6 protein-coding genes are annotated in these 14197 nt (G+C 70.7%); all 6 read left to right on the forward strand.

The genetic code is table 11. The features are described 5' to 3' along the window. Window positions 1-35 precede the first annotated feature (35 nt). The 6 genes from QM806_RS14390 to QM806_RS14415 are packed head-to-tail and all read left to right on the forward strand — an operon-like array spanning window position 36 to window position 14186. Entirely contained in the window at window positions 36-335 is a 300-nt protein-coding gene (locus tag QM806_RS14390) for an acyl carrier protein (RefSeq protein WP_039950770.1), read from the forward strand. Further along, window positions 332-1429 carry an acyl-CoA dehydrogenase family protein gene (locus QM806_RS14395; protein WP_007296433.1) on the forward strand — a complete coding sequence of 366 codons (1098 nt, stop codon included), beginning with the start codon at window positions 332-334 and terminating at the stop codon, window positions 1427-1429. The genes QM806_RS14390 and QM806_RS14395 overlap by 4 nt, the downstream gene beginning before the upstream one ends. Continuing rightward, the gene (locus tag QM806_RS14400) at window positions 1426-2436 is read left to right on the forward strand and encodes a 3-oxoacyl-ACP synthase (RefSeq protein WP_005568985.1); all 1011 of its coding nucleotides are present in this window, start codon (window positions 1426-1428) and stop codon (window positions 2434-2436) included. The genes QM806_RS14395 and QM806_RS14400 overlap by 4 nt, the downstream gene beginning before the upstream one ends. Continuing rightward, window positions 2433-3485 carry an HAD-IIIC family phosphatase gene (locus QM806_RS14405; protein WP_054248546.1) on the forward strand — a complete coding sequence of 351 codons (1053 nt, stop codon included), beginning with the start codon at window positions 2433-2435 and terminating at the stop codon, window positions 3483-3485. The genes QM806_RS14400 and QM806_RS14405 overlap by 4 nt, the downstream gene beginning before the upstream one ends. Further along, entirely contained in the window at window positions 3482-5053 is a 1572-nt protein-coding gene (locus tag QM806_RS14410; RefSeq protein ID WP_169695125.1) for an amino acid adenylation domain-containing protein, read from the forward strand. The genes QM806_RS14405 and QM806_RS14410 overlap by 4 nt, the downstream gene beginning before the upstream one ends. Beyond that, window positions 5040-14186 carry a non-ribosomal peptide synthetase gene (locus QM806_RS14415; RefSeq protein ID WP_169695127.1) on the forward strand — a complete coding sequence of 3049 codons (9147 nt, stop codon included), beginning with the start codon at window positions 5040-5042 and terminating at the stop codon, window positions 14184-14186. Before QM806_RS14410 ends, QM806_RS14415 begins: the two co-directional genes overlap by 14 nt. Window positions 14187-14197: the final 11 nt, after the last annotated feature.

Genomic DNA, 14197 nt, shown 5'->3' on the forward strand with positions numbered 1-14197 from the left:
GATTGAACGCTGGTCCAAATGGGAATCCCACGCCCATGGACACAGCACATGCCCCTGTGCCCGAGTCCCGTGACGAGCTGGTCGAGCAGCTACGAAAGTACCTGAGCTCGATCACGTCGACGGAACTCGGACCCGACGACGACTACTTCACCCTGGGATTGGTGAGTTCGTTGCGGGCCCTGGAGATCGTCACGTACATCGAAGGCTCCCACGACGTCGTGGTCGAGGTGGAGGATCTCGATCTCGACAACTTCCGTACCGCAGCGCGGGTAGCGGGCTTCATTCGGAGAAAGCGGGGCGAGCAGCTTCGTGCGACGGACGGGGCGGCGCCGTGATCGGTATCGATACACTCGTCGCCTCCGCCGAGACGGACGCCGCCACCTGGGACGAGACCGGACTGCCGGTCGACGTCATCGAGGCCGCCGCACGGGCGGGAGTCCTCGGGCTGGACCGGACGACGGACTGCCGGGGACTCGGCCTGACCGCGGCCGAACTCGGCTCCGTCGCAGAAAGACTCGGAGCGGTCTGCACGTCGTTGCGCTCGCTGCTGACCGTGCAGGGGATGGTGAACGCCGCCCTCGATCGGTGGGGCACCGCCGAACAGCGGGCGCAGTGGGTGCCGGCCCTGGCGACCGGTGAACTCCTCGCCGGATTCGCCGCCACCGAATCCGGAGCAGGCAGCGACCTCTCCTCTGTGACTACCAGTTTCGAGGCGCACGGCTCCGATCACCGGATCTCCGGACGGAAACTGTGGGTCACGTTCGGCGAGGTCGCGGACGTACTGCTCGTCCTCGGCCGGTCGCCGGCCGGGCTGACGACCGCGCTGGTCGAAACGGACGCACCCGGAGTGTCCGTCGAACCGATCCACGGGCAGCTGGGCATGCGCGGCGCCCGGATCGCGCACATCGCGTTGGACGGCGTCGTCGTCCCCGCCGACCACCTGATCGCACCGCCGGGATTCGGGCTGTCCCACGTCGTCGGCACCGCCCTGGACCACGGCCGGTACACCATCGCCTGGGGGTGCGCCGGGATGGCGCGCGGGTGTCTCGCCGACGCCGCCGCGCACGCGTCCACCCGCGTGCAGGGCAGCGCCGTGCTGTCCGAGCACGACTCGGTCCGCGCGATCGTCGGTCGTAGCTGGGTCGATGCCGCCGGGGCTCGCGCACTGTGCGAACGGGCCGCCGAACAACGCGATGCCCACGAGCCCAGCGCGCTCTTCACGACGATCGCCGCGAAATACGCCGCTGCCCGGGTCGCCGCGTCGGTGAGCCAGCAGGCGGTCCAGGTGCTCGGGGCCGTCGGGTGCGCCCCCGGCAGCAGGGTGGGGCGCTTCTTCCGCGACGCCAAGGTCATGCAGATCATCGAGGGCGCGACGGAGGTCGCCGAACTCCAGATCGGTGACTACGTGCTCGGGGGAGGTGCGCCATGACGGCCGACCGACCGGTCACGATCGACTCGGTCGCGCTCTGGTTCCCGGACGACGAGGTGACCGTGGCCGGCCTGCCCGAGCTCGACGAACTGCCGATCGCTCAGCGCGAGCACGCATTGTCACTGGGCATCGACACGGTGCGGATCGGAATCGGGCTCTCCGAGGTGGATCTGGCGCACGCCGCGGCGGACGAGGCGCTCCGGAAGGCGGGCCTCGACGCCACCGAACTCGACGCGCTGCTGCTCGTCCAGGGCCGGGTTCCGCAGTACCTGCTCGCGTCCGAGGCGACCAGGCTGCAGCACCTGCTCGGTGCGACCCAGGCGTTCACCACCGGTGTGGGTGACCTCGGGTGCGTGTCCGTCTCGGCGGCGTTCGCGCTCGCGTCGGCGTTGCTCCGCGGCGACCCCCGTTGCCAGAACGTCCTCGTCGTCGCGGCGGCGAAGACACCTACCCGGTCGCGGTACCGGTCGCCGATGACGCTCCTGGGTGACGGCGCCGCCGCGGTCCTGCTGACGACGTCGGGGACCGGCCGGTACGAACTCGTCGACCAGATGATCCGCAGCGACGGAAAATACGCCGACCTGTTCCACATCGACTACCGCGACGTCCGCGAAGCCGACTGGGTCGAGGAATGCGCCGACGAACCCACATACTCGTTCCGTCTCGCGGTCGAGAGCCGGAAGCGGTTCACGGAGATCAACGCGGACCTGCTGGCCCGGAACGGGCTGCAGCAGGACGCGATCGGCGTGTTCCTCATGCAGAACCTGTCGCTCGGTGCGTTCACGTTCTGGCAGGAGGCACTCGACGTCACCATCGATCCCGTCTGCCGCGACAACCTGGCCCGGTTCGGCCACCTCGGATCCGTCGACGTCGCGGCGAACCTCGAGCACGCTGCGTCCGTACAGGCGCCCGGCGACTACTGCGTGATCATGAACAGCAGCCCGGTCGCGGCGTGGAGCAGCGCGCTGCTCCGACGCCTGCCGGATCGACCCGGGCACGGGAAGTGATCGCGATGGAGCAGACGGTGAAGTGCGTGGTCTGGGATCTCGACGACACCATCTGGGAGGGTGTCGTCCTCGAACAGGACGCCCCCGTACCGAAAGCCGACGCCCTCCGCGCCCTGGACGTGCTCGACCGTCGCGGCATTCTGCACGCCGTGGCGAGCCGCGGCGAATACGAACCCGCCGCCGCGCACCTGCGCATGCACGGGATCGAGGAACTGTTCTGCGCCGTCGACGTCGGCTGGGGCCCGAAGTCGGAGGCCGTGCGCCGCATCGCGGAGACACTGAATCTGGGTCTCGACACCATCGCCTTCGTCGACAACGATCCCGTCGAGCGGGCCGAGGTGTCCGAGGCGCTTCCCCCGGTGCGCTGTTATCCCGCCGAGCAGATCGCGTCGTTCCCCGACCTTCCCGAGCTGACTCCGCCCGCCGTCACCGAGGAGGCGAGGCAGCGGAGGTCGCTGTACCGCGCCGAACGGATCCGTCAGGTGAGCGAACAGGAGTTCCACGGGTCCAACTCCGAGTTCCTGGCCTCGCTCGAATTGGTCATGACGGTCCGCCGCGCGACCGAGGACGACCTCGAACGCGCCCACGAACTGACCGTCCGGTCTCATCAACTCAACACGACGGGCCGGACTTTCGGCATCGACGAACTGCGCCGGCTGTGCGCCTCGGACGACCACGAGGTGCTCGTGGCGTCGCTCGGCGACCGATTCGGCGGGTACGGCACGATCGGTCTCGCGGTGTCGGAGATCCGCGGCGACGATTCCGTCCTGCAACTGCTGCTGATGTCGTGCCGGGTGATGTCCCGTGGGGTCGGGACGGCGCTGATCCGGCACGTCGTCGAGCGGGCCCGCGCCCACAGCAGGCGGGCGCTCGCCGAGTTCGTGCCGACGGACGTCAACCGGGTCATGCTGGTTACCCTGCGATTCGCGGGCTTCGACGTCGTCGACCCGAACCCCGATCGAATACTGCTGCTGTGCAATGACTTTCGTAGTGCGGCGGCGTCGAACGCCGACCACGTCGCGGTCCTCTCGGGAGACGTGGCGCCATGACGGACGTGGTCGCGAACGGTGGGGTGATGTCCGGGATTCTCCGCCAGTGCGCGCGGGTTCCCGGCCGGATCGCGATCGTCGTGGGCAACCGGTCGCTGACGTATCGCGAACTCGATTCGGCGAGCGAGGCACTGGCGCGGCAACTCGCTGCCCGTGGCGTGCGGCCGGGCCAGGTTGTGCTGATCCACCAGCGGCAGAGCGTCGAGACGGTGGTGGGGATGATCGCCGCGCTGCGACTGGGTGCGGCGTGGTGCGTGATCGAACCCGGACATCCGGTGGGTCAGCTCCGCGCACTCCTCGGTGACATCGACTGTGGTGCCATCGTCTTCGGGTCCGCGGATCCGAAGACGTCGCCGGCGTGGATCCGCGACCTGGCCCGCAGCGCGGTCGGACGTGTTCCCGCACTGCACGACCGGGACGCCGAGCACCGGCCCGTCGCCGAACCGGCCGATCTACCCGAACACGTGCCCGCGGGCACCGCCGCCTACGTGATCACCACGTCCGGGTCGACCGGCGTCCCCAAGGCCGTCGTCGCGAGCCGCGCCAACCTCGCCAGCATGGTCGACGGCCGCAACTACGACTACGACGACGGCGACCTCGTCACGTTCTCCGCGTTCCGCCTCACGTGGGACGGTTCCCTGCTGAAGACCCTGTGGGCGTTGTGCACCGGCGGCACCAGCGTGCTCCCGGACGCTCGCGAACTGATGGACGCCGAGGCCGTCGCCGCGCTCGCCCGCACGTGGCAGAGCACCCATCTGGTCGCGACCCCGTCCTTCTATCGGCTGCTGCTGCCGCATCTCACCCCGCTGCGCGAACGTCTGCGGTTGGTGACGCTTGCGGGAGAGGCGCTTCCGGGCACGCTCGTCGAACAACATCGTGCGGTGCTGCCCGGGGTCCCGCTGAGCAACGAGTACGGTCCGACCGAGACGACCGTCAGTTGCCTGGCTCATCCGGTGCGCGACGTGCCCGCCTCGATCGCGCCGATCGGCAGACCACTGGGCGCGAGCACGGCCTACGTCCTCGACGCGAAACTGGTCGAGGTGCCGTACGGAGCTGTGGGGGACCTGTACGTCGGCGGTCCGCAGATCTCCGAGGGCTACGCGTCCCGCCCGGCCGCCACCGCGGCCCGCTTCGTCGCCGACCCCTTCGCGGCTCGGCCCGGTGCGCGGATGTATCACACGGGTGACCTCGCACGCGTCGATGCGCACGGCGACATCGAATTCCGCGGCCGGTTCGACGGACAGGTGAAAGTGCGCGGCGCCCGGGTCGAGAGACACGCGGTGGAGGCCGTGCTGGAGAGTCACCCCGCGATACACCAGGCGGTGGTTCTCGCGACCGCCGACGAACACGGGGAGACGATGTTGACCGCGTTCTGGGTGCCCGCGGCCGCGGCGACCGTACTACCCACGCCGCGCGACCTGATCGCGCACTGCGCCGCGCGGCTCGTCGCGCAGGCGGTGCCCGACCGCTTCCTCGCGCTCGGCGCCCTTCCGCTCGCACCGAGCAGCAAGGTGGACGAGGCGGCGTTGCGCCGGCTGCTGCCCAGCGGAGGTGGTGGCGTTGCGTGAGCACCATACCGAGGCCGTCGGCGGCGCGGAAGTACCGTTCCCGCTGTCGTCGGCCCAATACGAGGCGTGGCTGGCCCAGCAACTGGCCCCCGACGTGCCGCTGTGCATCGCCCAGTACGTCGAGGTACACGGCGATCTGGACGTCGACCTCCTGCGCGAGGCCACCGTCGCGACCGCCGACGAATTCGGATCGCCCTTCCTCCGGTTGATCGACAGGGACGGTCAGCCGTTCCAACTGGTCGACCCGTCGACGGACCGGTCGATCGGCCTGCTGGACTTCCGCGGGGACGCCGAACCGGTGGACGCCGCCCGCCGATGGATGCGCGCCGACTGCGAGACCCCACTGGATCCGACTCGCGACCGCCTCGTCGAATCGTCGATTCTTCGCGTCGGTGAGACGCACTACCTGTGGTACAGCAAGATTCACCACGTCGCCCTGGACGGTTACGGTGCGATGACGATGCTCAACCGCATCGCGGCCCGGTACACCGCGAAGGTGCTCGACCGGGAACTGCCGCCCAACGAGGCCGTGGACCCCCGGCAGCTGTACGAGGCCGATCAGCAGTACCGGTCGTCGACCCGCTTCGCCGCGGACCGGCAGTTCTGGGCCGAACGGGTCGGCGGCCTCGGACCCGGATCGAGCCTGGCCCGACGGACCGGGCCCGCGGTCGCCACGAGCACCGACGTCACCGCGCCCCTGCCGGACGCGGCGGAGCGAGCGCTCGGCGACGCCGGGGCCCACGGGACCGCGAAGATCATCGCCGCGTTCGCCTGCTACCTGTCGAGGACGACGGGACGCCGGGACGTGCTCGTGAAGATCCCGGTGTCGGCGCGCACCACCGCGACCCTGCGACGGTCCGGCGGAATGGTGGCGGGCGTCGTGCCGCTTCCCGTGCAGATCCGCCCCGAGGACACGGTGGGGCAGCTGGTGGAGCGGGTGCAACTCGACCTGATGGGGGCGCTGCGACACCAGCGTTTCGGGCTCGGCGACATCCGGCGCGACGCGGGCGCCGGTGCCACGGAGTCACTGTCGGGTCCGATGGTCAACGTGATGCTCTTCCACCAGGAACTCGCTCTGGGGCCGCTCGTCGGGGAGTATCACATCGTCACGTCCGGGCCGGTCGAGGACCTGCTCGTCAACGTGTACCGGAGCGGCACACGGGTAAGGACCTTCGTCCACTTCCTGGCCAACCCCAACCGGTACGACGCCGACGAGGTCGGCGCGCATCACCGGCAATTCCTGGAACTGCTGGGCGACTTCGTCACGGCCGACGCGAACGCCGCGCTCACCACCGTCCACGAGGAGACGGCCCGGCTCGATTTCTGGACGCGCACATTGGCTGACGCGCCCCCGGTGCTGGATCTGCCCACCGACCGTCCGCGGCCCGCGCGGCCGTCCCACCGCAGCGCCGCCGTCGACGTCGCACTCGACCCGGATCTGCGGCGCAGCCTGGAAGCGTTTGCCGCCGAACACCGCGCGGTCGCCGCCACCGTGATCCATGCGGTGCTGGCGCTGGTGCTGGCACGGTCGGCTCGGACCGACGACGTCGTCCTCGGCGCGGGGACGGACACCGACCCGGTGGTGTTGCGGACCCACGTGTGCGGTTCGGACCGCTTCGGCGAGTATGTCGGCACGGTGCGGGACGCCGACGCGGAGGCGTTCGCGCACCGCGGTGTGCCCGCCCGGCGAATTCTGGACATCCTCGACCCGCCGCGGTCCACGTCCCACGCACCGCTCTTCCAGGTACTGCTCGAATTCGCGGACCAGGCAGGGGAACTCGGCGACCTCGACCTGCGCGTGACGGTGTCGGACACGACGGCCCGATTCACCTACGCGACAGACCTGTTCGATGCCGCCACCGTGGAGGGAATCGCCCGGCGGTTCGTGCGGACCGCCGCGACCGCCGCCGCGGATCCGTCTGTCGTGATCGGCGACCTCGACCTGGTCGAACCGGCCGAACGCGCTGTGCAGCACGACTGGTCGATCCGTCCGGGGGATGCCGCCGACGAGACGACACTCGGTGAGTTGTTCGCCGCCCGGGCGGCGCGGAGCCCCGACGCCACCGCCGTCGTGTCGGGTGGCGAGCGCACGAGTTACGGCGACCTCGATGCCCGGTCGAACCGCCTTGCACGGCACCTGCTCTCGCGGGGTGTGGGCCCGGAGTCGTCGGTCGCGGTGGCGATGCCGCGATCGGCGGCGCTCGTCGTCGCACTCGTGGCGATCGTCAAGGCCGGGGCCGCCTATCTCCCCATCGACGCGGACCATCCCGGGGAGCGCTCGGCGCGCGTCCTCGACGACGCCCACCCGGTGTGCATTCTGGCCACCCGGGACACCGCGGTCGCACTGCCGGCGTCGGACATTCCTGTTCTGCTCCTCGATTCGACGGACACGGATCTCGACGGCAGCTCTGCGGACCCGCTGACCGACGCCGACCGGACACCGGTCGATCCGGACTCGTTGGCCTACGTCGTCTACACGTCGGGATCGACGGGACGGCCGAAGGGCGTCGCGGTGTCGCACCGCAACGTGGTCTCGCTCTTCACGAGCACCCGGGACCTGTTCCGGTTCGCGGACACCGACGTGTGGACGATGTTCCACTCCCCGGCATTCGACTTCTCGGTCTGGGAGTTGTGGGGCGCGCTGCTGCACGGCGGGACCCTGGTCGTCGTCGACTTCGACACCACCCGGTCGCCCGCCGCGTTCCTCGCGCTGCTGCGCCGCGAGCGGGTGACGGTGCTGAGCCAGACGCCGACGGCGTTCTCGCAGCTGATCGAGGCCACCGACGCGGAGGACGACGCGGGCCCGCCGCTGCTGCGCTACGTCGTGCTCGGCGGCGAGGCGCTCGACTTCGGGCAACTCGAACGCTGGTACTCCCGCCACGACGAGGACGCGCCCGTGCTGGTGAACATGTACGGCATCACAGAGACGACGGTGCACGTCACGCACCTCCCGCTCGGGCGCGGGCTCGCCGCCGCCGCGTGGACGAGCAAGGTAGGGCGGCCGATCCCCGGATTCCGGGTGTCGGTGCTGGACGCGCGGTTGCATCCGGTGCCGGTCGGTGTGGCCGGCGAACTGTACGTGGCGGGACCGCAGGTCGCGCGCGGCTACCTGGGCCGCGCCGGGCTCACGGCGTCCCGCTTCGTCGCGGATGCGTCGGGCGCCCGGATGTACCGGACCGGGGACATCGTCCGGTGGCGACGTGACGGGAGTCTCGACTACCTCGGACGCGACGACCTCCAGGTCGAGATCCGAGGATTCCGGGTGGAACTCGGCGAAGTGGAATGGGTGCTGGGCCGGTGCGACGGGGTCGCGCAGGCAGTGGTGACCCTGCACGAGGATCCGGTGACCGGCCCGGCTCCGGCGGCGTACGTGGTGCCCGAGGCGGGTGCGATCGTCGACACGGAGGCCGTGCTGGAATTCGCCGGAACCGCGTTGCCGTCGTACATGGTCCCGGCCTCGGTGACGGTCCTCGAGCGGCTCCCGCTCACCGTCAACGGGAAACTGGACCGGGCGGCACTTCCGGCGCCCGTCACGGCTTCCCGCGCCGAATTCGTGGCACCGGGGACTCCCGCCGAGGAGTCGCTCACCGTCATCTTCGCCGCGCTGCTCGGCGTGCCCGCGGTCGGGGTCGACGACGACTTCTTCGCGCTCGGCGGCAACTCGCTGATCGCGGCGAAGGTCGTGGCGCGGATTCACGGTGTGCTCGGTGCGGGCGTGGGTGTGCGCGACGTCTTCGAGGCGCGGACGGTGCGGTCGCTGGCGGCTCGAGTGAGCCGAGCGGCATCGGCCGACCGGCCGCCGCTGGTGGCGACGGACCGGTCCGCGGCGGCCCCGGTGTCCCTGGCGCAGACGCGGATGTGGTTCCTCGACCAGTTCGACACGACGTCGCCCGCCTACAACATCGCGGCGGCCTTCCGATTGCGCGGCCACCTCGACGTCGCGGCGCTGCACACGGCGCTGACGGACGTGGTGGACCGGCACGAGGCGTTGCGGACGATCTTCCCGATGCGGGGCGACACGCCCGTGCAGTCGGTGATCCCGGCGGCGGAGGCGGTGCCCGGTCTCCGCGCGGTCACGGTGTCGGGGGAGAGCGACCTCCGGGGCCGGCTCGCGGCGGCCCTGTCCGCGGGCTTCGAGGTGACCGCGCAGGTTCCGTTGCGGGCGCACCTGTTCGAGGTCGGTCCGCGCGATCACGCCCTCGCCCTGGTGGTCCATCACATCGCTGCGGACGCGCTGTCGCTGGGCCCGCTGGCCCGGGACATCACGTCCGCGTACACCGCCCGGGCGCGGGGACATGCGCCGGCCTGGGTGCCGCTTCCGGTGCAGTACGCCGACTACAGCATCTGGCAGCGGGCACTGCTCGGATCGGAGGACGATCCCGGCTCCCTGATGTCCCGCCAGCTCGGGTACTGGCGTTCCGCGCTCGCCGACGCGCCGGTCGTGACGGACCTGCCGATGGATCGGCCACGTCCCGAACACCGGTCGCTCGCCGGCGCGCGGGAGTCGTTCGACATCGGGGACCGCCTGCACCGGAAGGTGGTCGCCCTTGCGCGCGAACACGATGCGACCGTGTTCATGGTGACGCACGCGGCATTCGCGGTCCTGGTGTCCCGCTTGGGAAGCGCCACCGACGTGGTGATCGGATCCGCGGTGGCGGGACGCGGTGAGGCCGTCCTCGACGACGTGGTGGGGATGTTCGTCAACACTCTGGCACTGCGCACCCCCGTCCACGGCGCCGACTCGTTCACCGCGCTGCTCGCCGCCGTGCGGGACCGCGACCTGGAGGCGTTCGCGCACGCGGAGGTGCCGTTCGAGCGGGTGGTCGAGGCGCTCGCTCTCCCGCGCACCACGGCGCACGCGCCGTTGTTCCAGGTGCTGTTCGAATTCCAGGACGTCGTGCGGCCGACCCCGAGCCTGCCGGAACTGGAGGTGGAGGAGATCGACCTCGGTGTCTCCGTCTCCACCTTCGACCTGCAGCTGACCCTGGCCGAACGATTCGGAGAGGACGGGTCGCCGGCCGGGATCAGCGCGGGATTCACCTATGCCACCGATATCTTCGATGCCGCGACCGTCCGCAAGTTCGCCGAACGATACGTACGGTTCCTCGACGCGGTGGTCGCCGACCCGGACGTTCCCCTGGCCCGATTCGATCTGCTGTCGCCCGGCGAACGCGAGGCACTCGTCCCGGTGCGCGGGCGGCCCACCGGCACGACCCGGTTGCTGCCGGAGATCCTCTCCGCCGCGGCCGCCCGGGACCCGCACGCCGTGGCGCTGTCGTACGGCAACGCGGTGATGTCGTATCGCGAACTCGACGACTGGTCGAACCGCCTGGCCTGGGTGTTGATCCGCCGCGGAATCGGACCGGAGGATCACGTGGCGATAGGGCTCGTCCGATCCGTGGAACTGGTGGTGTCGGTGTGGGCGGTGGCGAAGTCGGGTGCGTCGTTCGTCCCGGTGGATCCGAGTCTGCCGCCGGGGAGGATCGCCGACATCCTCGCCGACTGCGGGGCGGTGGCGGGACTCACGGTCGCCGAACAGCGCGACCGGATGCCGGACGGCGTGGAGTGGCTGCTCCTCGATTATCCGGGCCCGACGCGGCGATGGGAGTCCCGTCCGATCACCGACGACGACCGGGTCGTGCCGCTGAGACCGGGCCATCCGGCGTATCTGATGTACACGTCCGGATCGACGGGGGCACCGAAGGGCGTCGTGATCCCCCATGCGGGGTTGCAGAACTTCACGATCGATCAGCGCACCCGGTACGCGACGACGAATGCCTCGCGCGTCCTGAATCTCGCGTCGCCCGGGTTCGACGCGACGATGCTCGAATACCTCGCGGCGTTCGGCGCCGGTGCGCGACTGGTCATCGCGGCGCCGCACGTCTACGGCGGCGCCGCACTGACGGAACTGCTGGCGGCGGAGAGGATCACGCACGCGTTCGCCACCCCCGCGGTCCTGGCCACGATCGACCCGCGTGGTCTGCGCCTGCTCCGCACGCTCGTCGTCGGGGGCGAACGCTGCCCGCCGGAGTTGCTGGCCCGCTGGGCGTCCGGGCGCACCCTGCTCGTCGGCTACGGTCCGACCGAGACGACGGTGATGTCGAACATCGGCGACCCGATGACACCCGGCGACCCCGTGCGGATCGGCCACCCGATGCGCGGTGTCCGCGAACTCGTCCTCGACGAGTGGTTGCGTCCGGTGCCGGTCGGTGTGGTGGGTGAGCTGTACGTGCTGGGAGACGGTCTGGCGCGCGGCTACCACCGGCGGGCGGGGGTGAGCGCTGCCTCGTTCGTGGCGAACCCGTTCGACCACCCGGGATCACGCATGTACCGCACCGGCGACCTGATGCGCTGGACGAAGGACGGTCGGCTGGAATACCTGGGCCGCAACGATTTCCAGGTCAAATTGCGCGGCCAGCGGGTCGAGCCGGGGGAGGTGGAGGCGGCGCTCACCCGTTGCCCCGGCGTCGCGCAGGCGGTGGTCGTGGTCCGCCACACACCCGCTGCCGAGGCGGTCCTCGCCGGATACGTCACGGCGGAGGACGGCGCGGACCTCGACACGAGCGAGGTGATGCAGTTCGCCGGGTCCGTCCTCGCGCCGTTCATGGTGCCTGCCTCGGTGACGATCCTCGATCGACTGCCGCTGGGCGCCAACGGCAAGGTCGACCGGCACGCGCTGCCGGAGCCCGAATTCGCGCCCCGCATCTTCCGGGCGCCCGGCACCCCCTTCGAATCCGCGGTGGCCGACGTGTTCGCCGAGGTACTCGGGACCGGCGTCGTCGGAGCCGACGACGACTTCTTCGCGTCCGGAGGCAACTCGCTGACCGCGACGCAGGTGGTCGCGCGGATCAACTCCGCGCTCGGCACGGACGTCGGTGTGCGGGACGTGTTCGAGACCCCGACCGTTCGGGCGCTCGCGGCACGGATCGCGCGCGAGACCGCGGGCGGCGAAGCTCGGCCTGCGATCGCGGGGCCCCGGCGCCCCGACGCGGTGCCGCTGTCCTGGGCGCAGCACCGGATGTGGCTCCTCAATCAGTTCGACCCGTCCTCGCCCGCATACAACGTCGCGATGATCGTCCGGCTGTCGGGTGACCTCGACGTCGACGCGCTGACCGCCGCCCTCGCCGACGTGGTGGACCGGCACGAATCGCTCCGCACCCGCTACCCGTACGGCGATTCGGGACCCACCCAGGTGATCGTCGGTGCGGGCCACGTCGCGCAGCTCACCGTGTCGACGTCCGACGATCCGGTACGCGAACAGATCTCGGAACTCGTGTCGGCGGGTTTCGACGTCGCCACCGAAGTCCCGATGCGGGCCAGGCTGTTCGAACTCGGCGACCGGGAGCACGTCCTCGTCGTCGTGGTGCACCACATCGCGGCCGACGGGTTCTCGATGGTTCCGCTCGCCCGCGACGTGATGACGGCGTACACCGCGCGGTCCGAGGGCTGTGCGCCGGGATGGGAGCCGCTGCCGGTGCAGTACCCCGACTACACCGTGTGGCAGCGGGAACTCCTCGGCTCGGAGGACGACGCGGACTCCTTGCTGTCGCGGCAGCTGGACTACTGGCGATCCGCTCTCGCCGACGCGCCGGCGGTGACCGCGTTGCCCACTGACCGTGACCGCCCGTCGCGGCGATCGGCCACCGGTGACCGGGTGACGTTCGGGATCGGCGCCGACCTGCACCGGGGCGCGGTGGCATTGGCGCGGGCTCGACGGTGCACCGTGTTCATGGTCGTGCACGCGGCCCTTGCCGCGTTGCTGGCCCGTTCGGGCGGCACCGACGATGTGGTGATCGGGTCGCCGGTCGCCGGCCGCGGCGAGGCCGTCCTGGACGACGTGGTGGGAATGTTCGTCAATACACTGGTGCTGCGGACCGACGTGTCGGGGACTTTCGACGATCTGCTCGCCCGGGTCCGCGAGACCGACCTCGCGGCCTACGCCCACGCGGACGTGCCGTTCGAACGGGTGGTGGAGGCGCTGAACCCGCCTCGGTCCCAGTCGCATTCACCGCTGTTCCAGGTGTTGCTCGAGTTCCGGAACACCGAACATCCCGATCTCGCCCTCCCGCACCTGGAGGCCGAAGTTCTCGAACCCGACGTCGAAGTGTCGCTCGTCGACCTGCAGCTGACGGTGCGCGAGCGGTACGACGAGTCCGGAACACCGGAAGGGATGACGGCGGGATTCACCTACGCCACCGACCTCTTCGATGCGGCGACCGTGCAGGCCCTGGCCGATCGGTTCACCAGGATCCTCGCCGCGTTCGTCGCGGATCCGACAGTCGCCGTCGGAGACGTCGACGTGCTGGCCCCGGACGAGCGCACCCGGATTCGCGAATGGAGTGCGGCGGCCGAGACCGTCGTGCTCGATCCCCGGCTGGAGCTCAGCCCCGAAGGCGTGACCGGTGCGGTGTACGTGGCCGATACACGGGAGCACCACATTTCGGCGCCGGCGGCGGCCGCGACGTTCGTGGCGAATCCGTTCGGCGCCCCGGGCTCCCGGATGGTCCGGACGGGCGCGCTCGCGCGGTGGAACCGGTCCGGACGACTGCTGAGCGTGGGCGCCACCGGGCCTCCGTCGCGGTCGGTCACGGAGGTCGTGGCGAGTCACCCGGCGGTCCGCGAAGCGGTGGTCCTCACGACCGCGACCGGTGTCACCGCTTTCTGGGTGCCGGCAGCCGCGGCGGCCGTGCTACCGATGGCGGACGACCTGCGGGAGTTCAGCGCCGGGCGGCTCGACGCCCGATCGGTTCCCACACGGTTCGTCGCACTCGGTGCCGTCCCGCGGACAGCGGACGGCGAGGTGGACGAGAACGCGCTGCGCGCACTCGTCTCCGAGGCAGCGCCTGCGCCCGGCGAGTCGCGGCACCGCTGGACGACGCTGCAACGGTCGGTCGCCGAGCATTGGACGGCGGTGCTGGGGCACGACGACTTCGGTCCCGAAGACGGGTTCTTCGACGTCGGCGGAAACTCGCATCGCGTCGTGGAACTGCAGCGTCGTCTCGACGAACGCTGGCCCGGGGCTCTGCGGGTGGGTCAGCTGTTCGACCTCGTCACCGTGGCGGCGCAGGCCGAGGCGATTTCGCAGTCCACCGACACGAGCGAGGCGTCCGCGCCCGCCACCTACGAGTTCTGACCAGCCGGGAG

Source organism: Rhodococcus sp. IEGM 1351 (assembly GCF_030056875.1).
GTDB classification, from domain to species: Bacteria; Actinomycetota; Actinomycetes; order Mycobacteriales; family Mycobacteriaceae; genus Rhodococcus_F; species Rhodococcus_F opacus.

Excerpts from the sequence above, each read along its gene's own strand:
- QM806_RS14390 (WP_039950770.1), top strand. The coding sequence starts at position 36 with ATGGACACAGCACATGCCCCTGTGCCCGAGTCCCGTGACGAGCTGGTC.
- QM806_RS14400 (WP_005568985.1), top strand. The coding sequence starts at position 1,426 with ATGACGGCCGACCGACCGGTCACGATCGACTCGGTCGCGCTCTGGTTC.
- QM806_RS14410 (WP_169695125.1), top strand. The coding sequence starts at position 3,482 with ATGACGGACGTGGTCGCGAACGGTGGGGTGATGTCCGGGATTCTCCGC.